The 24,420-nt window shown below is 64.5% G+C and carries 24 protein-coding genes; 18 read left to right on the plus strand and 6 right to left on the minus strand.

Annotated features, from left to right (window positions below; genetic code table 11):
- From ccmI to R2C4_RS09930, 3 genes are read left to right on the plus strand one after another with little or no spacing between them, the layout of a single operon-like run.
- A complete protein-coding gene (gene ccmI / locus R2C4_RS09920) occupies window positions 1–1,239 on the plus strand; it encodes a c-type cytochrome biogenesis protein CcmI (RefSeq protein ID WP_141890506.1) in 1,239 nt (412 codons plus the stop codon).
- On the plus strand, window positions 1,236–1,709 hold the full coding sequence (gene ruvX, locus R2C4_RS09925) for a Holliday junction resolvase RuvX (protein WP_141890507.1): 474 nt from the start codon (window positions 1,236–1,238) through the stop codon (window positions 1,707–1,709). The genes ccmI and ruvX overlap by 4 nt, the downstream gene beginning before the upstream one ends.
- Window positions 1,710–1,713: 4 nt before the next feature.
- A complete protein-coding gene (locus R2C4_RS09930) occupies window positions 1,714–1,947 on the plus strand; it encodes a DUF1289 domain-containing protein (protein WP_141890508.1) in 234 nt (77 codons plus the stop codon).
- A 235-nt stretch (window positions 1,948–2,182) separates the two neighbouring features.
- On the opposite strand, the gene R2C4_RS09935 is transcribed toward R2C4_RS09930, so the two are convergent.
- The 3 genes from R2C4_RS09935 to dusA all read right to left on the minus strand — a co-directional run bounded on the left by R2C4_RS09935 (window position 2,183) and on the right by dusA (window position 4,957).
- On the minus strand, window positions 2,183–2,980 hold the full coding sequence (locus R2C4_RS09935; RefSeq protein ID WP_141890509.1) for a hypothetical protein: 798 nt from the start codon (window positions 2,978–2,980) through the stop codon (window positions 2,183–2,185).
- Window positions 2,981–2,990: 10 nt separating this feature from the next.
- Window positions 2,991–3,845, minus strand: coding sequence for a sulfite exporter TauE/SafE family protein (locus tag R2C4_RS09940; RefSeq protein ID WP_141890510.1), 855 nt, complete (start codon window positions 3,843–3,845; stop codon window positions 2,991–2,993).
- 86 nt (window positions 3,846–3,931) lie between these two features.
- On the minus strand, window positions 3,932–4,957 hold the full coding sequence (gene dusA / locus R2C4_RS09945) for a tRNA dihydrouridine(20/20a) synthase DusA (RefSeq protein ID WP_141890511.1): 1,026 nt from the start codon (window positions 4,955–4,957) through the stop codon (window positions 3,932–3,934).
- 300 nt (window positions 4,958–5,257) lie between these two features.
- Between dusA and R2C4_RS09950 the strand changes: the two genes are divergently transcribed.
- From R2C4_RS09950 to R2C4_RS09980, 7 genes are read left to right on the plus strand one after another with little or no spacing between them, the layout of a single operon-like run.
- The gene (locus tag R2C4_RS09950; RefSeq protein ID WP_141890512.1) at window positions 5,258–6,136 is read left to right on the plus strand and encodes a MurR/RpiR family transcriptional regulator; all 879 of its coding nucleotides are present in this window, start codon (window positions 5,258–5,260) and stop codon (window positions 6,134–6,136) included.
- Window positions 6,137–6,167: 31 nt separating this feature from the next.
- A complete protein-coding gene (locus tag R2C4_RS09955) occupies window positions 6,168–6,944 on the plus strand; it encodes an ABC transporter substrate-binding protein (protein WP_141890513.1) in 777 nt (258 codons plus the stop codon).
- 33 nt (window positions 6,945–6,977) lie between these two features.
- Window positions 6,978–7,685: an ABC transporter permease gene (locus R2C4_RS09960; RefSeq protein WP_141890514.1), complete on the plus strand. Its 708-nt coding sequence runs from the start codon at window positions 6,978–6,980 to the stop codon at window positions 7,683–7,685.
- A gap of 1 nt (window position 7,686) precedes the next feature.
- Window positions 7,687–8,421 (plus strand): ABC transporter permease, encoded by a 735-nt coding sequence (locus R2C4_RS09965; protein ID WP_141890515.1) that lies wholly within the window; start codon window positions 7,687–7,689, stop codon window positions 8,419–8,421.
- Window positions 8,418–9,176: an ABC transporter ATP-binding protein gene (locus R2C4_RS09970; protein WP_141890516.1), complete on the plus strand. Its 759-nt coding sequence runs from the start codon at window positions 8,418–8,420 to the stop codon at window positions 9,174–9,176. The genes R2C4_RS09965 and R2C4_RS09970 overlap by 4 nt, the downstream gene beginning before the upstream one ends.
- 26 nt (window positions 9,177–9,202) lie before the next feature.
- Window positions 9,203–10,354: an o-succinylbenzoate synthase gene (menC, locus tag R2C4_RS09975; protein WP_244940815.1), complete on the plus strand. Its 1,152-nt coding sequence runs from the start codon at window positions 9,203–9,205 to the stop codon at window positions 10,352–10,354.
- Entirely contained in the window at window positions 10,351–11,082 is a 732-nt protein-coding gene (locus tag R2C4_RS09980) for a GNAT family N-acetyltransferase (RefSeq protein WP_141890517.1), read from the plus strand. Before menC ends, R2C4_RS09980 begins: the two co-directional genes overlap by 4 nt.
- Before the next feature lie 212 nt (window positions 11,083–11,294).
- Here R2C4_RS09980 and R2C4_RS09985 read toward each other — a convergent pair whose 3' ends face one another.
- The 3 genes from R2C4_RS09985 to R2C4_RS09995 all read right to left on the minus strand — a co-directional run bounded on the left by R2C4_RS09985 (window position 11,295) and on the right by R2C4_RS09995 (window position 14,466).
- Window positions 11,295–12,698: a TRAP transporter large permease gene (locus tag R2C4_RS09985; protein WP_058287151.1), complete on the minus strand. Its 1,404-nt coding sequence runs from the start codon at window positions 12,696–12,698 to the stop codon at window positions 11,295–11,297.
- Window positions 12,699–12,703: 5 nt separating this feature from the next.
- On the minus strand, window positions 12,704–13,369 hold the full coding sequence (locus R2C4_RS09990) for a TRAP transporter small permease subunit (RefSeq protein WP_058287152.1): 666 nt from the start codon (window positions 13,367–13,369) through the stop codon (window positions 12,704–12,706).
- Between the two features lie 80 nt (window positions 13,370–13,449).
- Window positions 13,450–14,466: a C4-dicarboxylate TRAP transporter substrate-binding protein gene (locus R2C4_RS09995; protein WP_058287153.1), complete on the minus strand. Its 1,017-nt coding sequence runs from the start codon at window positions 14,464–14,466 to the stop codon at window positions 13,450–13,452.
- A gap of 503 nt (window positions 14,467–14,969) precedes the next feature.
- On the opposite strand from R2C4_RS09995, the gene acs reads away from it, so the two are divergent.
- The 8 genes from acs to R2C4_RS10035 all read left to right on the plus strand — a co-directional run bounded on the left by acs (window position 14,970) and on the right by R2C4_RS10035 (window position 24,413).
- Window positions 14,970–16,931 carry an acetate--CoA ligase gene (acs, locus tag R2C4_RS10000; protein WP_141890518.1) on the plus strand — a complete coding sequence of 654 codons (1,962 nt, stop codon included), beginning with the start codon at window positions 14,970–14,972 and terminating at the stop codon, window positions 16,929–16,931.
- Between the two features lie 7 nt (window positions 16,932–16,938).
- The gene (locus tag R2C4_RS10005; protein ID WP_141890519.1) at window positions 16,939–17,622 is read left to right on the plus strand and encodes an adenylate kinase; all 684 of its coding nucleotides are present in this window, start codon (window positions 16,939–16,941) and stop codon (window positions 17,620–17,622) included.
- Between the two features lie 182 nt (window positions 17,623–17,804).
- Window positions 17,805–18,089: a DUF4212 domain-containing protein gene (locus tag R2C4_RS10010; RefSeq protein WP_141890520.1), complete on the plus strand. Its 285-nt coding sequence runs from the start codon at window positions 17,805–17,807 to the stop codon at window positions 18,087–18,089.
- A 1-nt stretch (window position 18,090) separates the two neighbouring features.
- On the plus strand, window positions 18,091–19,875 hold the full coding sequence (locus R2C4_RS10015) for a sodium:solute symporter family protein (protein WP_141890521.1): 1,785 nt from the start codon (window positions 18,091–18,093) through the stop codon (window positions 19,873–19,875).
- Between the two features lie 107 nt (window positions 19,876–19,982).
- Window positions 19,983–21,806: a DUF294 nucleotidyltransferase-like domain-containing protein gene (locus R2C4_RS10020; RefSeq protein ID WP_141890522.1), complete on the plus strand. Its 1,824-nt coding sequence runs from the start codon at window positions 19,983–19,985 to the stop codon at window positions 21,804–21,806.
- 76 nt (window positions 21,807–21,882) lie between these two features.
- A complete protein-coding gene (locus R2C4_RS10025) occupies window positions 21,883–22,401 on the plus strand; it encodes an RNA-dependent RNA polymerase family protein (RefSeq protein ID WP_141890523.1) in 519 nt (172 codons plus the stop codon).
- Between the two features lie 2 nt (window positions 22,402–22,403).
- A complete protein-coding gene (locus R2C4_RS10030; protein ID WP_058287160.1) occupies window positions 22,404–23,813 on the plus strand; it encodes a 3'-5' exonuclease in 1,410 nt (469 codons plus the stop codon).
- A 99-nt stretch (window positions 23,814–23,912) separates the two neighbouring features.
- Entirely contained in the window at window positions 23,913–24,413 is a 501-nt protein-coding gene (locus tag R2C4_RS10035) for a flavin reductase family protein (RefSeq protein ID WP_141892078.1), read from the plus strand.
- Window positions 24,414–24,420 lie beyond the last annotated feature (7 nt).

Here is a 24,420-nt window from a genome sequence, read left to right on the forward strand (position 1 = left end):
ATGGTTTTCTGGACAGTCACCGCCCTTATCGCATTCTCGGCAGCGCTGCTGCTGGCAATGATCATCATTCGCGCCCGCGAGCAAGGCGAACCTGCTGCGGCCTATGACCTGCGGGTCTACCGCCAGCAGCTGCGCGAGGTCGACAAGGACCTGGCGCGCGGCGTCATCAATGAAGGCGACGCAGAGCGCATCCGCACCGAAATCTCGCGCCGCATTCTGGCGGCCGACGCCCAGCTGCAACAGCGCAAGTCCGGCCACGCCCAGCCCAAATCCCTGTCGCTGGTCTCTGCCGGTGCCATCGCGCTGCTGATCACCGGCGGCACCCTGGGCCTTTACTGGCAGCTTGGCGCGCCGGGGTATGGCGACCTCGGCCTCAAGGACCGCATCCGCATGGCGGGCGAGCGCGCCGAGAACCGCCCCTCGCAGGCGGAGGCCGAAGCCGGCATTCCCGCCCTGCCGGAACCGCAGGTGGAGGAAGGCTACATCAAACTGGTCGAACAGCTGCGCAAGACCGCAGGCGAGCGCGAAGGTGACGCCCGCGGCCAGGCGCTGCTGGCACAGCACGAGGCCAACCTCGGCAACTTCAAAGCTGCCTATGAAGCCAAGGCCAACTACATCCGCCTGGCCGAAGGCAAGGTCAACGCCCGCGATTTTACAGAACTGGCCGAGCTCAAGATCATGGCGGCCGGCGGCTATGTCTCCCCCGAGGCGCAAACCGACCTGCAGAAGGCCCGCGCGATTGACCCCGCCCACGGCCCGGCCCGCTATTACTGGGGCCTGATGCTGGGCCAGATCGGCCGCCCGGACCTCGCCTACCGCGAATGGGCCGCTACCCTGCGGGACGGCCCGGCGGACGCGCCGTGGGTCAAGGGCATCCAGGGCCAGATCGAGGAGATGGCCTTCCGCGCCGGTGTGGAATACCGTCCCATCGCGCCCGGCGGCGGCACCGCACCCGCCCTGCCCGGCCCCAGCGCCGAAGACATGGCCGGCGCCAGCGAACTCTCCGCCGAAGAGCAGCAGGAGATGATCCGCGGCATGGTCACGCGCCTGTCGGACCGGCTGGCGAGCGAAGGCGGCAGCGCCGAGGAATGGGCCCGCCTGATCGGCGCCCTGTCGGTCCTTGGCGAAACCGAGCGCGCCCGCACCGTCTATGCCGAGGCCCGCGGTGCGTTTGAGGCTGACGCCGAGGCGCTGGCCCTATTGGAAACCATCGCCGCCCAGTCCGGAATTGCAGAATGATCCACGACGTCTTTGAAGACTTCGCCGCCGCCCTGCCGCCGATGAGCGCGCTGATGGGGCTGGACCTCGGCACCAAGACCATCGGCGTCGCCGTCTCCGACCGTATCGGCGCGGTGGCAACCCCGCTGGAGACGGTGAAGCGCAAGAAGTTCTCAGCAGACGCCGCGCGCCTCCTGGAGATCATCCAGGCCCGCGACATCAGCGGCATCCTTTTGGGCCTGCCGCGCAACATGGACGGCACAGAGGGCCCCCGCTGCCAGTCCACCCGCGCCTTTGCCCGCAACCTGATGCAATTGACCGACCTGCCGATCAGCTTCTGGGACGAGCGCCTCAGCACTGTGGCGGCAGAAAAAGCGCTGCTTGAGGCGGATACGACACGCAAACGCCGCGCAGAGGTTATCGACCACGTCGCTGCCTCCTATATCTTGCAAGGCGCATTGGACCGGATGCGGCATTTGAAGAACGGGTGAAGGCATGAGCGACGACGTCTGGAAACGGGACGAGATCCAGTCCCCCTGCATCAAGATCTGCGTTGTCCACCCCGAGGCCCGCATCTGCACCGGCTGCTACCGCTCCATCGACGAAATCCGCGACTGGTCCAAGATGACCAATGACGAGCGCGCCGGCATCATGAACGACCTCCCCGCCCGCGCCAGCAAACTGGCCAAGCGCCGCGGCGGCCGCGGCGCGAGGCTCAAACGAGGTTAACGCGGCGCGCGGTCAGGTAACCGTTTGCAAATCATGCGGAATAAGCACTGACCCAATGTTTCGCGCGCGAAACATTCAGGCAGGATTGCTGACCTTTTCACCAAGGTGGCGATGGCCATAGCGAGGCTGATTAGATACCTTGCAACCTCCCAGCGGACCGGCGTTCAAAAAGTGCAACTCAGCCAGGACCTACGTCGGGATTCCACCGGACGGTCTCTGATCGGTTGAGGTAAGACTACCCTTCCGCCAGCCACCCCTTGGTCCAATCCGCCAGCTCCGGACGGAAATAGGCGATCATACGCCCCTCTTCCGGCGCGCTGGCCCCCTCGCCCCAGGGCGCAACCCCGTGCAGGCACAGCCGGTGCATCAGATAGGACTCGCCGGGTTTGGCATGAACGGTGATCCGCAGGCAGGTCTCGAACACCTCGGCGCGGGCTGCTGTGTAGGCATCGGTCACATCCACATCTGCCCAGTCCGCCTGCGGCACGCCTTCAAACGCGGTGGCAAAGGCGCGGCGCATGATCCTGTGGCTGCCCTCCCAGACTACCAACGGCGAAGCATCCGGGCTGCTTTCATTGAGCGGGATACCCAGCACCCAGGCATGCGGCTCCTCCACCTTGCGGCGGCGGTGCTCGCCATACATCTTGACCCCGTCCACATGCGCCGCATCGCGCTTGACGCGGTAGCGGAAGGCGGCCTCGCCCTCACCCGGACGCGGGCGCGGATAGCCGGGAAAGACCGAGGACACCTGCGCCCGGTGCAGGTCCGGAATGGGCCCGAGGTGCTGTGTGATGAAATCAATAGGCGCCCCCGCCAGCGGCGGCCCTTCAGGCACGCGTCCTGCGGCGTCGTTTGGCAGCGCATCGACGCCGATGAACCAGGTGCGCTCGCACTGGAACCAATCGGCGTTTGACGGGTCGTGCAGCGCCTTCACCCCATGCGGCAAGGCATCCGCCGCCCAAGCCGCGATCTGCGGATCATGGGCAAACCGCACCCAGCCCTTATCCCGATACTGCGCAAACGGATCTTGCATCTTCACGCCCTCAGTAGCCAAAAGCTTTGCGCAGCATATTCAGCGCCACCAGCACCAGGAACGCCCCGAACACCCGCTTCAGCGGTTTGGGATCCATCGCATGGGCCAGCTTCACCCCCCAGGGCGCGGTGATCAGGGTCATGGCAATCACGATGAAAAAGGCCACCAGATTGACCGCCCCGATGGTGAACGGCGGCCGGGTTGCGGGGTCCACCTCCAAGAGCAGAAACCCGGCAACCGAAGGCACCGCAATGATCACGCCAAAGCCCGCAGCGGTGGCCACCGCCCGGTGCACCGCCACCCCGTGCAGGGTCATCAGCGGCACCCCGAAGCTGCCGCCGCCGATGCCCATCAGCACCGACAGGAAGCCGACAGCCGGCGACAGCACCACCCGCCTGATGCCCTTGGGCATCGCCTCGGCCAGCCGCCACTCCGACCGGCCCAGCCCCAGGTAGCAGCCAATGACCAGCGCCAGCCCGCCGAATACCCCCTGCAGCACGGTGGAACGCAGGGACGACGCCGCCAAGACGCCCGCAACGGCGCCAATGGCAATGCCGATCCCCCAGCCGCGCAGGATGTCCCAATCCACCGCGCCCTTCTTGTTGTGGCTCATGACAGAGCGCACCGAGGTCACGATGATCGTTGCCAGAGAGGTCGCCAGGCAGATCTGCATCAGCTGATCGCCGCCATATCCAAGTGTCTGAAACGCATAGAAAAACGCAGGCACCAGCACGATGCCGCCGCCGACGCCTAGTAGCCCGGCCAGCACGCCCGCAAAGGCGCCGATCACCACAAGCAGCACCGCCATCTGGATCAGCAAGGCGGGCTCTGGCCACAGGGCGGCTGTCAGGGCGGGATCGGTCATGCGGAGCACCTCGGGCTTTGGTTCACCGGCAAAGGGTTAGCCGCCGCTCCCCGCTTGCACAAGGCACTAGCGCGTGAGGCGTACCGTCACGCTGCAGTGCGCTTGCCGAGCTGCGCTAGCGCCTCCTCTACCAGCTCCGGCCCGGCCCCGGCCCGGCAGGCGCCCTCGGAGAGCATCCGCCGCCACTGCCGCGCCCCCGGCTTGCCCGCAAACAGCCCCAGCATGTGGCGGGTGATCTGGTTGAGCCTGGCACCCTCGCTCAGCCGCGCCTCGATATAGGGCAGCATCTGCCGCACCGCCTCTGCCGGGTCGCTGACAGAGCCTGTGCCATAGATCTCCGGGTCCGCCGCACACAAAACATCGGCAGGCTGGTGATAGGCCGCACGCCCCACCATCACCCCGTCCAGGCCGCGGTCCAGATGCGCCTTGGCCTCCGCCAGCGTTGCTATGCCGCCGTTGAGCGAGACATGCAGATCCGGGAACGCCGCCTTCATCCGGTGCACCAGCTCATAGTCCAGCGGCGGAATGTCCCGGTTCTCTTTCGGAGACAGCCCCTGCAGCCAGGCCTTGCGCGCATGAATGGTCACCCGGCCGCAGCCCGCGGCGCGGATCTTTTCCAGGAACTCCGGCAGCACCTCTTCCGGCTTCTGCTCATCCACACCGATGCGGCATTTGACGGTGACTTCCACATCCACCGTTTCCCGCATCGCCGAGACGCAATCGGCCACCAGTTCCGGCGTCTGCATCAGCACCGCCCCGAAAGCGCCGGATTGCACCCGGTCGCTGGGACAGCCGCAGTTGAGGTTGATCTCATCATAGCCGGTCTCCGCGCCCAGCCGGGCGGCCTCTGCCAGTTCCCCCGGATCCGAGCCGCCCAGCTGCAGCGCTACCGGATGCTCCTCGGCATTGAACTCCAGCAGATGCAGCGCCCCACCGCGCACCAGGGCCGGCGCGGTCACCATTTCGGTGTAAAGCAGCGTTTCCCGGCTCAGCAGCCGATGCAAATAGCGGCAGTGCCGGTCGGTCCAATCCATCATCGGCGCAACGGACAGACGCGCAGCGCGCTGGACATCGGAAAACCCTGATCTTTCGCGGTTTTTTGAATTCGCCATTTTGTGCGGCTTCCCCGTTTCGGCCCCATTCAGCCCCGTTTTTGACAGCGCTGCTGCAGAACGCAGCGCCGACGCCGCCGCTTAGCACTTTTTGCACCCCAAGTTCCAGCACCCCGCTGCGGGCACTGCCGGGACGCCGCCCGGCAGGCCGGAAACTGCTCCGGAAAAATCCCCATTTATTTCAGCGCCTTATGTGTCACCCTCTGGCGCGGATGTAAGTTTTTTAAATTACCTTGACCGCATGACAGTTTTCTTGCAATTTCACTCAAACGGTTCATCCCCATCGCAAGGTCCGCTACGTTGCCCGCCCCTGTCCGCTCAAAACTTGCCCATGCCCTTGAAACCGGTTCGAAAGCCGAGCGGGCCATTGCCAACTATATGCTGAGCGCCTTGGAGCAGGTTCCGTTTGAGACCGCCGCCAGCCTCGCAGAGAAAGTCGGGGTGAGCGAAGCTACTGTTGGCCGGTTCTGCCGCAGCAACGGATACGCCAGTTTCAAGGACTTGAAAGAGCACCTGAAGGACGACTTGGGCGATCATCCGTGGCTGGTGAGCGACCGGCTGAATGAACTGCGCACTACCGCCCGCGACGACGAGGGCCATCTTTCTCAGGGAATGGAGCTGGAAATCGCGGCCGTCGTGCGGATCTATGAATATGCCCGGTCCGCTGAGTGGCAAAATGCGGTTGCCAGGCTGGCCAGGACGCAGCACGTCTACGTGGCCGGTTTCCAGACCGAACGCGGGCTTGCCCAGTATTTTGCCAATCAGATGCAGTACCTGCGCGACGAGGTAACCCTGATTGACCTGGCGGCGGGAAACTTTGCCGAAATACTGGCCTCCGGCCGGGAGGCCTGTCTGGTGATCTTCGAGGCCCGCCGCTATTCCCGGCTGGCCAAGATTCTGGCGCGCGAGGCGAAGACCGCCGGCATTCCGGTGACTCTGATTACCGATGTGTTCTGCGACTGGGGCCGCGAAACCGCCGACGAGGTTTTTGCCGTACCGACCCAGTTCAACCAGTTCTGGGATTCCACGGCGCAGATGGCGAGCCTGTCCAATCTCCTCATCAATGGCGTGTGCATGGAACTGGGGCCGCAGGTCGAAGAGCGTCTGAACCGGATTGCAGAGCTTTACGGCCGCTTCACCGGCCATGTCGGCGATCCGGTCGCCGCCGTCGAAAAATAATCAAAACTTGGAAATGACAGGAGGAACTCCCATGACATTGAAGAAGACACTGGCACTCGCCCTGGCGTCCGCGGCGATGGCCGCCGGCACAGCCTCGGCGGACGGATTGCGGCTGGGCACCGAGGGCGCCTACCCGCCGTTCAACTACATCGAATCCGATGGCAAGATTGCCGGCTTCGACGTTGAGATCGGTCTGGAGCTGTGCAAGCGCATCGGCGAGGAGTGCACCGTGGTGGCGCAGGATTGGGACGGGATCATTCCCGGCCTTCTGGCCAGCAAGTATGACTTCATCATCGCCTCGATGTTCATCACCGAAGAGCGCAAGAAGCAGGTCGATTTCACCGATCCCTACTATCTGGCGGCGATGACCCATGTCGTGCCGAAAGGGTCGGACATCACGGAATTCACCAATGAAGCGCTGGCCGGCAAGGTGATCGGCGCGCAGTCGGGCACCACCCAGGCCGATTATATCGAAGCCGCCTACCCGGATGCCGACATCCGCCTCTATCCGACCCAGGACGAGGTGAACCTGGACATGGCCTCGGGCCGCATCGACCTGCAGGTCGGGGACATGCTGCCGATGCTGGACTGGACCAAAAAGTCCGATGACGGCAGCTGCTGCGAACTGGCGGGTGAGCCGATCACCGATCCGGCCTTCGTTGGCGATGGCGTGGGCATCGCCGTGCGCCAGGAGGATGACGCGCTGCGCGAGAAGCTGAACACCGCCCTCGCCGAGATCCGCGCCGATGGCACCTACAAGGCGATCAACGACAAGTACTTCGACATCGACGTCTACACGATGAAGTAAACGGAATGTCCCCTCAGCCTGAAAAGGGTATCCATGTTTGAACTGTTCTCATATGGCGATGCAGGCTGGGGGGACGAAATCCTGCGGGGTCTTGCGATCACGGTGCAACTGGCGATCGTCACTCTCCCCGTCGGGCTGCTCCTCGGGTTCCTGGCCGCCGCCGCCTCGATGTCCCGGCTTTTGCCGTTGCGGCTGCTGGGGTTCGGCTACACCACTGTCATGCGCGGCCTGCCAGAGATCCTGACCCTCTTTGTGGTTTACAACGGCGCTGGCCTGCTGATCAATGCGGTCCTGCGGTGGTGGGCGCCGGAGGCCGCGCCCACGGACTTCAGTCCCTTTGCGGCCGGGGTGGTGGCTCTTGGCATGGTATTCGGCGCCTTTGCCGCCGAGGTGCTGCGCGGGGCGTTTCAGTCGCTCGACAACGGCCAGGCGGAAGCCGGGCGGGCGATCGGCATGACCGGCCGCCAGATCTTCCTGCGCATCCGGCTGCCGCAGGTCTGGCGCTTTGCGCTGCCGGGCCTGGGCAACCTGTGGATCAACATGCTGAAAGACACCGCGCTGGTCTCGGTCATTGCGCTGGACGACCTGATGCGCATGACAAAGGTCGCCGTGGGCGTGACCAAGCAGCCCTTCACCTTCTACCTGATGGCCTGCCTGATCTACTGGGCGATGTGCGTTTTGTCCGAACTGGTGCTGGCGCAGATGGAACGCCGCGCCAATCGCGGCATCCGGAGGGCCTGAGATGAACCCGCTCGACATCCTCGCGCAGTACTGGCCCCGGCTGCTCGACGGCACCCTGATGACGATCAAGCTGACGCTGCTGGGCGCGCTGATCGCCGCCTTGGTGTCACCGGCCCTTGCGCTGATCCGCGTCCACGCCTCCCCGATGGCGCAGGCGCCGCTCCGGCTCTATGTCTCGTTCATGCGCGGCACGCCGATCCTGGCGCAGCTGTTCCTGATCTTCTACGGCTCGGGCCAGTTCCGGCCGCTGCTTCAGGAGTGGGGGCTGTGGACCTTCTTCCGCGACCCGTTCAACTGCGCGCTGCTGGCGTTTGCGCTCAACTCCACCGCCTATCAGACCGAGATCCTGCGCGGCGGCATCCTCGGCGTTCCGCGCGGCGAGATCGAAGCCGCCAAGGCGATCGGAATGAGCCGGATCACGGCGCTGCGCCGGGTGGTGTTCCCGCATGCCTACCGCATCGCCTGGCCCGCGCTCGGCAACGAGGTGATCCTGCTGATGAAGGCCAGCGCGCTGGCCAGCGTGGTCACGGTTTTTGACGTGATGGGCCGCACCCGGCAGATCTTTTCCAAGACCTTCGACTTCTCGGTCTATCTCTGGGCGGCCCTGATCTATCTCTGCATCACCGCGGTCTTTGTTCTGCTCTGGCGGCAGGCCGAACGCCGCCTCAGCCGCCATATCGGCGCCCGGCATCAAGCCCCAGCCACCGTCCAGCCTTTGAAGGAGACACGGGCATGACCCCACCGGACATCATTCTCAAAGCCGAAGACATCCACAAATCCTTCGGTTCCGTCGAGGTTCTCAAGGGCATCTCGCTCGCGGCCAGAAACCATGACGTGATCTCCATCCTCGGATCGTCGGGCTCGGGCAAATCGACCTTTCTGCGCTGCCTGAACTTCCTGGAGACACCGACCTCGGGGAAGGTCACCGTGCATGGCGAAGAAATCCTGGTGAAGAACGGCAAGCCGCAGAATGCGCGGCATATCGAGGCGATCCGCGCCCGGCTGGGCATGGTGTTTCAGCAGTTCAACCTCTGGACCCACCGCACGGTTCTGGAAAACGTGATGGAAGGCCCGGTCCAGGTCAAAGGCGAACCCAAGGCCGAGGCCCGCAGCAAGGCGGAGGCTTTCCTGAAGCGGGTCGGGCTGGAAGAGCGGATGCACATGTATCCCTCCCAGCTGTCCGGCGGCCAGCAGCAGCGCGTCGCGATTGCCCGCGCCCTGGCGATGGAGCCCGACGCGATCCTGTTTGACGAGCCGACGTCGGCCCTTGATCCCGAACTGGTGGGCGAGGTGCTGAAGGTGATGCAGGATCTTGCGGCCGAAGGCCGCACCATGATCGTCGTCACCCACGAGATGGGGTTCGCCCGCGAAGTGTCCTCCGAAGTGGTCTTCCTGCACGAAGGCCGCATCGCCGAACAGGGGCCGCCCGACGAGATGTTCACCAATCCCAAAACAGAAGAATTCCGCCGTTTCATCGCCAAGGCGATGTGACCCCGGCCCCTATTCAGGTTTCAGAAATGACCAGCGATTCACCCATGTCCCCCGCCCCCTCGCGCCCCGGCATCCGCATCGAAAGCGCCGAGCTGCGTATTGTCAGCCTGCCGCTGCTCACCCCCTTCGTGATTTCAACCGGCACCATGACCGCCAAGACCTTCCCCCTGCTGATCCTGAAGGGCGAAGGCATCGAGGGCGTGGCCGAAGCGGTGATGGACCCGGCCCCGGATTACCTGGAGGAGACCATCCCCGGCGCGATGGCCTTCCTGCGCGAGGTGCTGCTGCCGCAGATCGTCGGCAAGCGCTTTGCCTCGCCCTACGAGCTGCAGCCGATCCTGTCGCCCTGGCGCGGCAACCGCATGGCCAAGGCGGCGGTGGAGATGGCGTTCTGGGATCTCTGGGCCAAGAGCCTCGGCCTGCCGCTGAAAGCCGCCCTGGGCGGCACCGGCGATCATGTCAGCGTGGGGGTGAGCCTTGGCATCGCGCCGATTGAAACCACGCTGGAACGGGTCAGCACCGCGGTTGAACAGGGCTACAAGCGCACCAAGCTGAAAATCGCCCAGGGCCACGACGTCCGGATCGTAGAGGCGGTGCGCGCCGAATTCCCGGACATCAAGCTGACGGTCGATGCGAATACCGATTACGGGCTGCCGGATCTGCCGAAGCTGCAGGCGCTGGACGCCTTCGCACTGGATTACATCGAACAGCCGCTCGCCCATGACGACATCCACGATCACGCCAACGTGCAGCGCGCGCTTAAGACCGCGATCTGTCTTGATGAAAGCATCCGCAGCGCCAGCGACGCGCGCAAGGCGCTGGAAACCGGCGCCGCGCGGGTGATCAACATCAAGGTCGGCCGCGTCGGCGGCTTTGCCGAGGCGCGCGCCATCCACGACACCTGCGCCGCCTTCGGGGTGCCGGTCTGGTGCGGCGGCATGCTGGAAAGCGGCATCGGCCGGGCGCATAACATCCACCTTGCAACGCTCGCCAACTTCACCAAGCCCGGCGACACATCCAGCGCCAGCCGCTACTTCGCGCGGGACATCACCAACGAACCGCTCGAAGCCTCCTATGGCGAAATGCCGGTTCCTGTCAACGGGCCGGGCATCGGCGTGACCCTGGACCGGGATTACCTCGCGTCTGTCACGGATCACGCCGAGGAGATCACTGCATGAACATGGTGAGTACGGGGCTGGTTCTGCGCGAACTGAACGGCGTGGCCGAACACAAGCACGCGGAGTGGTTTCAGAAAGAGGTCTGGGGCAAGGACGACCCGCCGGACAACTCCGACTTGATGCTGGCGATCCAGCATGAAGGCGGCCTTGTGGCGGGCGCCTTCAAGGACGGGCGGATGCTTGGGTTTCTGTTCGGCTTCCCCACCGGGCAGCCGCATATCCAGCATTCACACCGGCTGGCCGTGCATCCCGACAGCCGCGGCATGGGGCTGGGGCTGAAACTGAAATGGTTTCAGCGCGACTGGTGCCTGAAGCGTGGCGTGACCTTGGTCCGCTGGACGTTCGACCCGCTGCGCCGCGTCAACGCAGGGCTGAATATTGCCCGTCTGGGCGGCTCTGCCAGAACGTATTACGAAGATTATTACGGTGAAATGGTCGGCATCAACGCTGGCATTCCCTCAGACCGTCTGTTGGTCGACTGGACCCTCACGTCACCCCGTGTTGAGGCGCTGGCGAAAGGGTGGAAAACGGTCGCGCCCGCCGGGGCAGCGGAAACCATGACAGTGGAGATCCCCAAGGACCTGGACGGGCTGCTGGCTTCGGATCTTGACGCAGCAGTTGCCGAGCGGCTTCGCGTGCGGGAAGAAATGACTTCGGCCTTCGCGCAGGGGTACAAAGTTGACGGATTTGACATTGAAACCTGCCGTTATCGTTTGACCAGGTCCTAAGGCGGAGAAGGGTCCCGATTGCGCCGATCAGCTGATGGCGAAGGCTCCCCTGTCCTTGAGCATCCATTTTCAAAAGCACTTGTGACCGGAGACCGGGTACAGGGGGCAATTTCTGTCATGCCGCGCCAAACCGGCCCCGTGCAGCCGCCTGCCAAGCCGGTCTCCATCTGCTTTGGTGAGCCCTGAGCGCCCGTCCTGTCCGCGCCCGTCTTCTACCCGGCCAAGGACGGCAGGTAGAGCACAATCCCCGGGAAGGCCACCAGCAGCGCAATCGTCACCGCGTCCGCCACAAAGAACGGCATCACGCCCCTGAACACATCCTGCACGCTCAGGTCGTCGCGCACGCCGGCCACAACGAAACAGTTCAGCCCGATGGGCGGGGTGATCAGGCAGAACTCGGCCATCTTCACCACCAGGATGCCGAACCAGATCGCGCACATGGTGCCGCTCATGCCAAAGGCGCTGTCGGCCGCCGCAACGCTTTCGCCGCCGTTCAGCGCCATCACCGCCGGGTAGACCACCGGCAGGGTCAAAAGCAGCATGCCGATAGCGTCCATAAACATGCCCAGCACCGCATAGGCCAGCAGGATACAGATCAGGATCACCATCGGGCTCATCTCCAGCGTGGTGATCCAGTCCGAGAACGCCCCCGGCAGATCCGCAAAGCCCAGGAAGCGCACATAGATCAGCACCCCCCAGATGATTGTGAAGATCATCACCGTCAGCTTGGCGGTTTCCAGCAGCGCAGACTTCAGCTCCGCCCATTTCATCCCTTCCTTCAGCGCATAGAGGAACACGATGAAGGCGCCGATGGCGCCGCCTTCGGTCGGGGTGCCCCAGGCGTCGCCGCCAAAGGGGTTGTAGACGAAGCAGATGATGATCACGACCACCAGGATGATCGGCAGCGCCCCAGGCAGCGCGGCAAAGCGCTGCCCCCAGGTGAAGCCCTTGACCGGCGGGCCGACGGATTTGAAGACCACCGCGATGCCGACGATCAGCAGACCGTAGATCACTGCCGAAAACGCCCCGGGGATGAACCCCGCCAGCAACAGCTTGCCCACGTCCTGTTCAACGATGATGGCATAGATCACCAGAATGGCCGAGGGCGGGATCAGCGAGGCGAGCGTGCCGCCCGCCGCCACCACGCCTGCCGCGAAGCGCTTGTTGTAGCCGATGGCCAGCATCTCCGGGATGGCGATCCGGGCAAAGACGGCGGAGGTGGCGACCGAGGCCCCCGACACCGCGGCAAAGCCCGCGGTGGCAAAAACGGTGGAGACCGCCAGCCCGCCCGGCAGCCAGGCGATCCAGCGTTTCGCGGCAGTGAACAGCGCCCGCGTCAGCCCGGCGTAATAGGCCAGGTAGCCGATCAGGATGAAGGTGGGGATCAGCGACAGCGCCTGGCTGGACACCTTGGAGTGCGGCACCTGCCCCGCAATCTTGACCGAGACGGTCAGCGCCTTGCCGAACCGGGCCGGGTCATAGCCGAACTTGGCCCAGAAAATCCAGATCAGACCGATGAGCCCTGCAAGGCCCGCCGCAAAGGCCACCCGCATCCCCAGGACCACCATCGCCAGCAGGCCGCCCGTGACCCACAGGCCGATTTCAATCGGTTCCATATTGCTTACCCCTGCCCGCCAGTCGCGTTATCACCTGCGCTGCTGTCATGGCCTTGCATCTGCTCGGCCTCTGCCGCCGCCAGTTCGGCGGCGCCTTGCACCAGCGGCACTGCTACCGGCGCCTCCAGCCCCAGCACCAGCGCCCGGCCATAGCCCCAGATCTGCAGCACCAGCCGCAGCGCCAGCACCGCAAAGGCCACCGGCGCCAGCAGCTTGGCGGGCCAGATCGGCAGGCCGATGTCGATGGAGCTGTCACGGCTCCACATCGGCGCGGCAAAGTCGAAGGAACGCTGGAAATGCGCCCAGCTGCCCCAGACCATTGCCAGAATCAGCAACAGGATCAGCAGCACCGACACCAGCTCAAACAGCCACAGCGCCCGGCCGCGCAAAGCACCGATGAAGATGTCCATGCGGATGTGGCCGCCCTGGCGCTGCACATAGGCGATGCCCATGAAGGCAATCAGCGGCATGATCTGCTCGATCCAGTCGACATAGCCGGGCAGCGGCGCGTTGATCGCGTTGCGCCCGCCGACCGAGACCACCGCCAGGATCATCAGAGAAAACACCGCGATCCCGCTCAGCAGTGCCAGCAATCGTTCGGCCTTCAATAAACCGCGGTCCAGCCTGCTGATCAGGCTGCCGTCCTCCAGGACTGCTGCGCTGCCTGCCATGCCCTGCCCCCATGTTCCAGAATTTCAAAGACAGAAAAGGGCCGGAACTGTCCGCCCGGCCCTTCCGTATCATGTCAGGCTCAGCTGCCCGAGCGGTGATCGCTGAGGGTCTTCTGCACCAGATCGTACAGCTCCTGCGCCGGCAGGCCCTGCGCGCTCATGTCCTTGATCCACTGTTCGCGGATCGGGTCGGCGGCCACCTTGCGGAATTCGGCCAGCTGCTCGTCAGAGATCATCACCTTCTCGACGCCCTTCTCGTCCAGGACGCTGTCCCATTTGGTCAGCAGCGCGCCGTAGTTCTCCAGGTAATGGGCAATCGCTTCCTCCACCGAGCTGTCCAGCGCCTCGCGCTCGGCATCGCTCAGCGCCTCATAGGCGTCAGTGTTGACCACCACCGGGCAGTTCACGGTGCCGGGGTTCAGGTTGGCGGTCCACCAGTCGGCCTTGTTGATGGTGCCAAAGCTGAGATGCGCATGCTGGGCAAAAGCAACGGTGTCAACAACGCCGGATTCCATCGCGTTATAGGCCTCGGTTGCGGTCACCGAGGTCGGCACCGCGCCCACGGCGGAGAAGGCCTGGCCGATGCCGCCGGTGGCGCGCACCCGCATGTCCTTGAACTCCGCCAGCTCATCGCGCGGCTCGCCGGTGCCGACGATATTGTACTGCGGCATCGGCGAGGTCATCAGCAGCTTGGCGTTCCAGCGGTCCAGATCCGCCTCTACCGCCGGGTGGGCGTAAACCGCGTGGGACACGGCCACCTCTTCCTCCAGCGTGTTCACGCCCAGGAACGGCAGTTCCAGAACGGTGATCGAGGGGTTCTTGTCACGGTGGTAGCCGGCGCAGAACTGCGCCATTTCAAACGCCCCGATGGAGATGCCGTCGAGGTTTTCCTTGTTCTTGCTGAGACCGCCATAGCTGATGTTCAGAGTGAACTCGCCATTGGTCTTCTCGCTGACCAGCTCGGCCAGTTTCTCCACATGTTCCGTGAAGGCGCGGCGCTTGCCCCACAGGGACACGTTCCACTCGGTCGCCGCGGCCTCGCCCGCCATTGCAACGCCAGCAGTCGCCGCCACAGCGGCGGTCAGAAATCTGTTCATAATCTAACTCTCCCGGATTGCGCCCTTTTTGCCTGCCGCACATGCGCCAGGCGGACGCTTGCCCGACAGGCTAGCCGCAAGGCCGCGCCCTGCCAACCCCCACGGCAGAAACGTGACGCAGTGACTCGCGTTCAGGGCACCGGGGCGCTCCCGTCCGCCCGCCGCGGGCCGGCCTGGCACAATATGCCGCAGCGCGATTGGGCCTGTTTCCGCCGCTCAGGCTGCCCTTTGGTCAATCTGCCCCGGCTTCAACCGCAAAATGACCGCAAAAGCGTTTACACCTAAACTGTTGTTTTTCCCAAATGCAGCGTTTGCGGGTGTCAAAACATTTACAGACACGTTGACTAGAGGGAAATTCGTTGACAATGAAATGCTTAAAAACCGGTCGCTTATTCACAAATTTTCAGCACGCGGTATTATCAGTGCCTAGGAGGAAACGGTTTGACAGCCACGGCACAGCGGTGTCGTTTGTCTTGCCAATAAAATTTCTGGGAGGAAACCGAATGAACGCGCTGCACGCAGACGCTGTCTATCCGCCATCCGACGAAACCGTTGCCCGCGCGCATGTCAATGCCGCGAAATACCAGGAAATGTACGACGCCTCAATGAACGACCCGGAAGGCTTCTGGGGCGAACAGGGCAAGCGCATCGACTGGATCAAGCCGTTCACCCAAGTGAAGGACGTGAACTACAGCTTCGGCAATGTTTCGATCAACTGGTACGCAGACGGCACCCTGAACGTGTCCGCCAACTGCATCGACCGCCACCTGGACACCCGCGGCGACCAGACCGCGATCATCTGGGAACCGGATGATCCGAACGAGGACGCGCAGCACATCACCTATAAGGAGCTGCACCGCCGCACCTGCCGGATGGCCAATATCCTGGAATCGATGGGCGTGCGCAAAGGCGACCGGGTGGTGATCTACCTGCCGATGATCCCCGAGGCGGCCTATGCCATGCTGGCTTGCGCCCGCATCGGCGCCATTCATTCCATCGTCTTTGCCGGCTTCTCCCCCGATGCGCTGGCGGCCCGGATCAACGGCTGCGACGCCAAGGTGATCATCACCGCCGACGAGGCGCCGCGCGGCGGCCGCAAGACCCCGCTGAAGTCAAACGCCGACGCCGCCCTCTTGCACACCAAGGACACGGTGAAATGCCTGGTGGTCAAGCGCACCGGCGGCCAGACCACCTGGGTCGACGGGCGTGACTATGACTACAACGAGATGGCGCTGGAAGCGGATGATTACTGCAAACCGGCCGAGATGAACGCCGAAGATCCGCTGTTCATCCTCTACACCTCCGGCTCCACCGGCCAGCCCAAGGGTGTGGTGCATACCTCTGGCGGCTATCTGACCTATGCCGCGCTGACCCACGAAATCACCTTCGATTACCACGACGGCGACATCTACTGGTGCACCGCGGACGTGGGCTGGGTCACCGGCCACAGCTATATCGTCTACGGCCCGCTGGCCAATGGCGCCACCACCCTGATGTTCGAGGGCGTGCCGACCTACCCCGATGCCTCCCGCTTCTGGCAGGTCTGCGAAAAGCACAAGGTGAACCAGTTCTACACTGCCCCCACCGCCCTGCGCGCACTGATGGGCCAGGGCAATTCCTGGGTCGAGAAATGCGATCTGAGCGATCTCAAGGTGCTGGGCACCGTGGGCGAGCCGATCAACCCCGAAGCCTGGACCTGGTACAACGAGGTTGTCGGCAAGGGCAAATGCCCGATCGTCGACACCTGGTGGCAGACCGAGACCGGCGGCCACCTGATGACCCCGCTGCCGGGCGCCCACGCGATGAAGCCGGGCGCGGCGATGAAGCCGTTCTTCGGCATCCAGCCGGTGGTGCTGGACCCGCAATCCGGGGCTGAGATCGAAGGCAACGATGTCGAAGGCGTGCTGTGCATCAAGGACAGTTGGCCGGGCCAGATGCGTACCGTCTGGGGCGACCATGAGCGGTTCGAGAAGACCTATTTCTCGGACTACAAGGGTTACTACTTCACCGGTGACGGCTGCCGCCGCGACGCGGATGGCGATTACTGGATCACCGGCCGCGTCGACGACGTGATCAACGTCTCCGGCCACCGCATGGGCACGGCTGAGGTCGAAAGCGCCCTGGTGGCCCACGCCGCCGTCGCCGAGGCCGCCGTGGTCGGCTACCCGCATGAGATCAAGGGCCAGGGCATCTATTGCTATGTCACCCTGATGAACGACCGCGAACCCTCGGATGAGCTGCTGAAGGAACTGCGCACCTGGGTGCGGACCGAAATCGGCCCGATTGCCTCTCCGGACGTGATACAGTGGGCGCCGGGCCTGCCGAAAACCCGCTCCGGCAAGATCATGCGCCGTATCCTGCGCAAGATTGCCGAGAACGATTTTGGCTCCCTGGGCGATACCTCGACCCTGGCCGATCCGTCGGTGGTCGAAGACCTGATCGAAAACCGCGCGAACAAGGGGTGATTTAACGATGAATATGGCAGTTATGACCCGTCCCGCCGTTCTGATCCTGCTGGGGCCTCCGGGCGCCGGCAAGGGCACCCAGGCGCGGATGCTTGAGGAAAAATTCGGCTATGTGCAGCTGTCGACCGGCGACCTGCTGCGCGAGGCGGTTGCCGCGGGCACCCCTGCGGGCCTTGCGGCCAAGGCGGTTATGGAAGCGGGCCAGCTGGTCAGCGACGAGATCGTGATCAACATCCTGCGCGACCGCCTGGCAAAACCCGATTGCGCCAAGGGCGTGATCCTTGACGGCTTTCCCCGCACCACCGTGCAGGCAGAGGCGCTGGACGGCCTGCTGGCGGAAACCAATCAGAAGATCAACGCCGCGATCAGCCTGGAAGTGGACGACGCGGCCATGGTCGAGCGGATTTCCGGCCGCTACACCTGCGGCGGCTGCGGCGAGGGCTATCACGACAGCTTCAAGCAGCCTGCAAAGGCCGGCACATGCGACAAATGCGGCGGCACAGAGATGAAGCGCCGCGCTGACGACAATGCAGAAACCGTTGCCAGCCGGCTGGAGGCCTATCACGCGCAGACCGCGCCGCTGATTGCCTACTACGGCGGCAAGGGCGTGCTGCAAACCACGGATGCCATGGGCGGTATCGACGACATCGCCCAGGACATGGCGGCCATTGTGACAAAGGCCACCAGCTAACGAATAAGAAGCGGGGCCTGCCCTGACCGGCAGAATCCCGCCCCCCGGACAATGAGATACCCGATGGACCTGCCTTGGCAGACCAAAGGAGTCATGCCTGCGCGCCGCGACCCGGCTGCTGGCAAACGGAGAGAGTCCGCCCGGTCCCCGCGGCGGCTCAGGAGGAAGAAGGAGGAGCCGCCATGGCGGATCAAACCACAAATGCGGCAAAAACCGCCGAAGCCGACAAAGGCTATTGGGCGGCAAACGTGCGCATTATTCTAATCAGCCTGGTGATCTGGGCTGTCGTTTCATTCGGCTTCGGCATCCTGCTGCGCCCGATGCTTTCGGGCATCAGGGTTGGCGGCAGCGATCTGGGCTTCTGGTTCGCCCAGCAAGGCTCGATCCTGGTGTTCCTGGCGCTGATCTTTTTCTACGCGTTCCGGATGAACAAGCTGGACCGCGAATACGGCGTGGAGGAAGAATAAGATGGATCAGTTTACCATCAACCTGATGTTTGTGGGCGCGTCTTTCGCGCTTTACATCGGCATCGCGATCTGGGCCCGCGCGGGCTCCACATCGGAGTTCTATGCCGCGGGCCGGGGCGTTCACCCCGTCACTAACGGCATGGCCACCGCAGCCGACTGGATGTCGGCGGCGTCTTTCATCTCGATGGCGGGCCTCATCGCCTTCACCGGCTATGACAACTCCACCTTCCTGATGGGCTGGACCGGCGGCTACGTGCTGCTGGCGCTGCTGCTCGCGCCCTACCTGCGCAAATTCGGCAAGTTCACCGTGTCCGAGTTCATCGGCGACCGGTTCTACTCCCCGACCGCGCGCGTGGTGGCTGTGATCTGCCTGATCGTCGCCTCGACCACTTACGTGATCGGCCAAATGACCGGCGTTGGCGTGGCCTTCGGCCGCTTCCTGGAGGTCTCCAACACCGCGGGCCTGCTGATCGGCGCTTGTGTGGTCTTCGCCTACGCCGTGTTCGGCGGCATGAAGGGCGTGACCTACACTCAGGTGGCCCAGTACGTCGTGCTGATCATGGCCTACACCATCCCGGCCATCTTCATCTCGCTGCAGCTGACCGGCAACCCGATCCCGGCGCTCGGCCTGTTCGGCGATCACGCAGCCTCCGGCGAGCCGCTGCTGGCCAAACTGGACGCCATCGTGACCGAGCTCGGCTTCAACGAGTACACCGCGCATCACGCCGACACCTTCAACATGGTGCTGTTCACCCTGTCGCTGATGATCGGCACCGCCGGCCTGCCCCACGTCATCATGCGCTTCTTCACCGTGCCGAAAGTGGCTGATGCCCGCTGGTCGGCCGGCTGGGCGCTGGTGTTCATCGCGCTGCTCTATCTGACCGCTCCGGCAGTTGGCGCCATGGCCCGCCTCAACATCACCGAGATGATGTGGCCGAACGGCGGCATCGAAGGCGGCGCCGTGACCGTGCAGCAAATCGAAAACGATCCGCAGTACGACTGGATGGCGACCTGGCAGCAGACCGGCCTCCTGGGCTGGGAAGACAAGAACGGCGACGGTGCGATCCAGTACTACAACGACCAGAACGCCGATCTGCAGGCCACTGCCGAAGCCAACGGCTGGGCCGGCAATGAGCTGACCAACTTCAACCGCGACATCCTGGTTCTGGCCAATCCTGAGATTGCCAACCTGCCGGGCTGGGTCATCGGTCTGGTGGCGGCTGGCGGCCTGGCGGCTGCACTGTCCACCGCTGCGGGCCTCTTGCTGGCGATCTCCTCGGCTGTGTCGCACGACCTGATCAAAGGGTCGATCAACCCGAGCATCTCGGAAAAAGGCGAACTGCTGTCGGCCCGGATCGCCATGGCCGTGGCCATCGGTGTGGCAACCTACCTGGGTCTGAACCCGCCGGGCTTTGCCGCGCAGACTGTGGCGCTGGCCTTTGGCCTCGCGGCTGCCTCGATCTTCCCGGCGCTGATGATGGGCATCTTCACCAAGGTGAACAACAAGGGTGCCGTAGCCGGCATGCTGGCAGGCCTGATCGTGACCCTGGTCTACATCTTCCTGCACAAGGGCTGGCTGTTCATTCCGGACACCAACTCCTTCACCGATGCAGATCCGCTGCTGGGCACCGTCAAATCCACCTCCTTCGGTGCGATCGGCGCGATGGTGAACTTCGCGGTGGCCTTCCTGGTGTCGAAATCGACCGAGGCGATCCCCGCCGAGATCGAAGAGCTGGTGGAAAGCGTCCGCATCCCGCGCGGCGCCGGGGCCGCACAGGACCACTAACCTCCCCTGGGCGGGCTGCCTCCCAGCGGCCCGCCTCTTTCCTCATGGTCCCGTCCGGTTCACACTCGGCGGGACCATTTTTTTCCTGATTCCATGCAGGTACGCCCATGCCCCTTTCTGATGCCGCGCTGCTCCGCTTTCTGACTTCGGTCCACCCCTACGACAGCCTGGAACCGGCGCTGCTGCAGGCGCTGGCCCCCAAGTTTCGCCTGATCGATGCAGCTGCAGGCGATGCTGTCTATGCGCTGAACGAGGATCTGGAAGGGCTGTACCTGGTCCACACCGGCGAGGTGGAAGTGACCGATGAGAACGGCATTCCCGTTTCCATCCTCGGCCCCCGCAATTCCTTTGGCGAACGCGGGCTGACCCGCGGCGGCCGGGCGGTGACCTCTGCGCGGACCACCAAGGACACGCTTCTGCTGCTGCTGCCCAAGGCGGATTTCCATGCCCTGATGGCCGGCCAGCCAAAGGTCGCCAAATTCTTCGACCGCCGCCGCCCCGGCAGCCAGGTTTCCGGCAGCCTGGCCACCACCCGGGTTGAGGCCATCATGGCGCGCGCGCCCGTCACCTGTTCCGGCGGCCTGACCTGCCAGGGCGCCGCGCAGCTGATGCGGGACCGCCGCATCTCCTCCGTCTGCGTGACCGACGGGGATCATTTGCAAGGCATCCTGACCACCCGCGACCTGACCGCCAAGATCCTCGCCGCAGGCAAGCCGATCTCCACCCCGGTCTGCAACGTGATGACCCCGGACCCGCTGACCCTGGCGCCCTCCGCCATCGGCTCCGACGTGCTGCACATGATGATGGAGCATGGCATCGGCCACATCCCGGTGGTCGAGGCTGGAAAGCTCGCAGGCATCGTCACCCAGACCGACCTCACCCGGTTCCAGGCCGTCAGCTCAGGCGAGATGGTGTCGAGCATTGCCCGTGCCGCGTCGGCTGAAGAGATGGCCAAGGCCACCGCCGAAATCCCCCGCCTGCTGGTGCAGCTGGTGGCAGGCGGCAACCGGCATGAGGTGGTGACCCGGCTGATCACCGACATCGCCGACACCGTGACCCGCCGCCTGCTGGCATTGGCGGAAGATAAACATGGCCCGGCCCCGGTGCCCTACCTGTGGCTCGCCTGCGGCTCGCAAGGGCGGCGCGAGCAGACGGGCGTGTCCGACCAGGACAACTGCCTGATCCTGTCCGACGATCTGGCCCCGGGCGATGAGGCCTATTTCGAACAGCTCGCCAAGTTTGTCTGCGACGGGCTCAACACCTGCGGCTACGTCTATTGCCCCGGCGACATGATGGCCTCCAACCCGCGCTGGCGGCAGCCGCTGCGGGTGTGGCGCGACTATTTCCGCGGCTGGATCGTCAAGCCGAACCCGGAAGCGCAGATGCTGGCCTCGGTGATGTTCGACCTGCGCCCCATCGGCGGCGACGCCGCGCTGTTTGCCGACCTGCAGCAGGAAACCCTGCAGGCGGCCAGCGCCAATACCATCTTCACCGCCCATATGATCGCCAATTCGCTGAAACACACGCCGCCACTGGGCCTGTTGCGCGGGCTGGCCACCATCCGCTCGGGCGAGCACCGCAACACGCTGGACATGAAGCACAACGGCGTGGTGCCGGTGGTGGATCTGGGCCGGGTCTATGCGCTGCAGGGGAAACTGGCCGAGGTCAACACCCGCGCCCGGCTGGAGGCGGCGGAGGCCGCGGGCGTGCTCAGCCCCTCCGGTGCGCGGGATCTGACGGATGCCTACGACCTGATCGCCCAGACAAGACTGGAGCATCAGGCCGCGCAGATCCGCGGCGGCCAGGCACCGGACAATTACCTGGCGCCCTCGGACCTGTCGGATTTTGAGCGAAGTCATCTGCGCGACGCCTTTGTTGTGGTAAAGACGATGCAATCGGCAGTTGGGCACGGTAAGGGAATGCTGAGCTGACGGCTGCGCGTGCGGGAGCCTGCGGCGCGAGTATTTCGGGAAAGATGACAAGGCCGGTGGCCTGCGGGGAGATGGGATGTTTCTGGAACTGATTGCGGTGATTTTTGCAGGGATCGCGGCGGCGGGCGTGGTGATGCTCTTGAACCGGACGCTGAAGGGGCGGCTGCCGAGCTGGATGGCGCCGGTGGCGGCGGGGCTTGCGATGATCGGCGTCACCATCGCCTCCGAATACGGCTGGTACGGGCGCACCAGGGCCGCCCTGCCGGAAGGGGTGGAAGTGGCGGAAACGGTTCAGAACAAAAGCTTCTACCGGCCCTGGACCTATGCCGTGCCCTATGTGGACCGGTTTGCCGCCATCGACACCGCCACCATGAAAAGCCACGAGGCGCATCCGCAGGTTTATCTGGCCGAGGTCTATTTCTTTGGCCGCTGGGCCCCGCTCAGCAAGCGGCCTGCGGTGCTGGACTGCGGCAAATGGCGCCGCGCGCTGGTGGCGAACGGCACCGTCTTTTCCGGCAACAGCCTGCCCGCGGGGCTCGATTGGGTTGCCGGTGCCCCGGAGGACGCGCTGCTGACCACGGCCTGCGGAGGATAACGATGCTGTCACGCCTCAGCCTGCGCCTGCGGATCTTTCTGTTCTTCTGCCTGCTGGCGCTTGGCGGCATCGCCGTCACCGGCGGCGCGCTGTGGCTTGGCTACAGCCGCGCGGGCCAGCCCGCCCTGACCGATGCCTTCATCTTTTCCGGCCTGCTGAGCAGCTTTGCCATGCTCGGGCTGAGCGCCGGGGTCTGGCTGCTGTTTGACGAGAACGTCGCCAAGCCGATCGAACGGCTGGCGGCAGGCATGCGCGCCCGCGCCCACGCCGGGGTGAGCAAGGAGCTGGACACCCACAGCGCCCGCTACCTGGGCGACCTGGCGGCCGCTGCCGAGGGGCTGGCGGGCCAGCTGGGCGCCTCTGCCCTGTCCGCGGCCGAAGCCATCGCCCGCGAGACCGAGCATCTGGAAGCCGAGAAAGCCCGCCTTGCGGCGTTGCTCACCGACATTCCGGTTGCCACCGTCATGGCCAGCCCGGCGCATCAGATCGTGCTCTATGACGGCCAGGCCGCCGCGGTGCTGGCGCAGGAAGCGCCGCCGCGGCTCAATGCGCCGCTGTCCGATTACCTGGACCGCACCGGGCTGGAGGCCGCCTACGGCCGGCTGGTGCGCAGCGGGCTGGAGGTTCTGGCCGAGGTGAAAAGCGCCAGCGGCAGCCAGGTGTTTGATCTGCGGCTGAAACCGCTGGGCGGCGCGCCGGGTTACATCATCCTGTTCGAAGGCGCCCATGCGGACCTTGCCCCCGGCGACTCGCGGCCGCTGGTCTATGATTTTGCCCTGCTGGACACCGAGCACGCGGAACTGGACAGCCGCAAGCTGTCAAACCTCAGCTATGTGGTGTTTGACACCGAAACCACCGGCCTCCTGCCGCATAAGGACGAGATCGTCCAGATCGGCGCCTTGCGGGTGGTGCGCAACAGGATAATTGCTGGCGAGCAGTTCGCCACGCTGGTCGATCCCGGCACGCCGATCCCCGCCGCCTCCACCAAGGTGCATGGGATCAGCGATGCCATGGTGCAGGGCGCCCCGGACATCGGCAAAGCCGCCCGCGCCTTTCACAGGTTTGCCTCCGATGCGGTGATCGTCGCCCATAATGCACCATTCGACATGGCTTTTTTGCGCCGCCATGCCAAACGTGCGGGCGTCAGCTGGGACCAGCCGGTTCTGGATACCGTGCTGCTGAGCGCGGTGCTGTTCGGCGCCTCGCAGAGCCACACGCTGGATGCGCTGTGCGAGCGGCTGGAAGTGACCATCCCGCCTGCCCTGCGCCATACCGCAATGGGGGATGCTCAAGCCACGGCAGAGGTGTTCTGCAAAATGCTGCCAATGCTGGAGGCGCGCGGCCTCGGCACCTTTGGCGCGGTGATTGAGGAGACCCGCAAGCACGGACGCCTGTTAGAGGACTTGAATTAGCACCTGTATTTGCCGCCTGATCTACGAAATACAGGTGTAAGGTGGACAACCGGCCCCATGCGTGGCAGGTCACTGCCGAACGAAAAAGAGGCGCGCGACATGGCCGACACCAGCTTTATCCCCGGGCCGGAGACCGCCCGGGCCTACCGCGATGCGCTCGGCTGCTTCGGCACCGGGGTGACGGTTGTCACCACCCAGACCGCGCGCGGCCCGCTGGCGATCACCGTCAACAGCTTCACATCCGTCTCGCTGGAGCCGCCGCTGCTGTTGTGGTGCCCGGCCAAAGCCTCGCTGCGCCATGACGCCTTTGTCGGCGCCGAGCATTTCGCCATTCACGTGATGGCAGAGGACCAGCTGGACCTGGCCAAGCATTTCGCCGCCAACGGCGAGGATTTCTCTGCCGCCGCCTGGCAGCCGAACGCGCAAGGTTCGCCGGCCCTGGAGGCGGTGATTGCCCGTTTCGACTGCCGCCGCTTTGCTGCTCATCCGGCAGGCGATCACACCATCGTCGTCGGCGAGGTGGCCAGCGTCACCACCCGGCCCGGCAAGGGGCTGATATTCAAGCGCGGCCAGTACGGCGGTTTTCTGGAACAGAGCTGAGCGCCCT

This window comes from Leisingera aquaemixtae (genome assembly GCF_006740765.1).
GTDB lineage: Bacteria > Pseudomonadota > Alphaproteobacteria > Rhodobacterales > Rhodobacteraceae > Leisingera > Leisingera aquaemixtae.

Excerpts from the sequence above, each read along its gene's own strand:
- R2C4_RS09930 (WP_141890508.1), top strand. The coding sequence starts at position 1,714 with ATGAGCGACGACGTCTGGAAACGGGACGAGATCCAGTCCCCCTGCATC.
- R2C4_RS10005 (WP_141890519.1), top strand. The coding sequence starts at position 16,939 with ATGAATATGGCAGTTATGACCCGTCCCGCCGTTCTGATCCTGCTGGGG.
- R2C4_RS09995 (WP_058287153.1), bottom strand. The coding sequence starts at position 14,466 with ATGAACAGATTTCTGACCGCCGCTGTGGCGGCGACTGCTGGCGTTGCA.
- R2C4_RS09980 (WP_141890517.1), top strand. The coding sequence starts at position 10,351 with ATGAACATGGTGAGTACGGGGCTGGTTCTGCGCGAACTGAACGGCGTG.
- acs (WP_141890518.1), top strand. The coding sequence starts at position 14,970 with ATGAACGCGCTGCACGCAGACGCTGTCTATCCGCCATCCGACGAAACC.
- R2C4_RS09955 (WP_141890513.1), top strand. The coding sequence starts at position 6,168 with ATGACATTGAAGAAGACACTGGCACTCGCCCTGGCGTCCGCGGCGATG.
- R2C4_RS10020 (WP_141890522.1), top strand. The coding sequence starts at position 19,983 with ATGCCCCTTTCTGATGCCGCGCTGCTCCGCTTTCTGACTTCGGTCCAC.
- R2C4_RS09970 (WP_141890516.1), top strand. The coding sequence starts at position 8,418 with ATGACCCCACCGGACATCATTCTCAAAGCCGAAGACATCCACAAATCC.
- ccmI (WP_141890506.1), top strand. The coding sequence starts at position 1 with ATGGTTTTCTGGACAGTCACCGCCCTTATCGCATTCTCGGCAGCGCTG.
- R2C4_RS10025 (WP_141890523.1), top strand. The coding sequence starts at position 21,883 with ATGTTTCTGGAACTGATTGCGGTGATTTTTGCAGGGATCGCGGCGGCG.
- R2C4_RS09960 (WP_141890514.1), top strand. The coding sequence starts at position 6,978 with ATGTTTGAACTGTTCTCATATGGCGATGCAGGCTGGGGGGACGAAATC.
- dusA (WP_141890511.1), bottom strand. The coding sequence starts at position 4,957 with ATGGCGAATTCAAAAAACCGCGAAAGATCAGGGTTTTCCGATGTCCAG.
- R2C4_RS10010 (WP_141890520.1), top strand. The coding sequence starts at position 17,805 with ATGGCGGATCAAACCACAAATGCGGCAAAAACCGCCGAAGCCGACAAA.
- R2C4_RS09985 (WP_058287151.1), bottom strand. The coding sequence starts at position 12,698 with ATGGAACCGATTGAAATCGGCCTGTGGGTCACGGGCGGCCTGCTGGCG.
- menC (WP_244940815.1), top strand. The coding sequence starts at position 9,203 with ATGACCAGCGATTCACCCATGTCCCCCGCCCCCTCGCGCCCCGGCATC.
- R2C4_RS10015 (WP_141890521.1), top strand. The coding sequence starts at position 18,091 with ATGGATCAGTTTACCATCAACCTGATGTTTGTGGGCGCGTCTTTCGCG.
- R2C4_RS09990 (WP_058287152.1), bottom strand. The coding sequence starts at position 13,369 with ATGGCAGGCAGCGCAGCAGTCCTGGAGGACGGCAGCCTGATCAGCAGG.
- R2C4_RS09940 (WP_141890510.1), bottom strand. The coding sequence starts at position 3,845 with ATGACCGATCCCGCCCTGACAGCCGCCCTGTGGCCAGAGCCCGCCTTG.
- R2C4_RS10035 (WP_141892078.1), top strand. The coding sequence starts at position 23,913 with ATGGCCGACACCAGCTTTATCCCCGGGCCGGAGACCGCCCGGGCCTAC.
- R2C4_RS09965 (WP_141890515.1), top strand. The coding sequence starts at position 7,687 with ATGAACCCGCTCGACATCCTCGCGCAGTACTGGCCCCGGCTGCTCGAC.
- R2C4_RS10030 (WP_058287160.1), top strand. The coding sequence starts at position 22,404 with ATGCTGTCACGCCTCAGCCTGCGCCTGCGGATCTTTCTGTTCTTCTGC.
- R2C4_RS09935 (WP_141890509.1), bottom strand. The coding sequence starts at position 2,980 with ATGCAAGATCCGTTTGCGCAGTATCGGGATAAGGGCTGGGTGCGGTTT.
- ruvX (WP_141890507.1), top strand. The coding sequence starts at position 1,236 with ATGATCCACGACGTCTTTGAAGACTTCGCCGCCGCCCTGCCGCCGATG.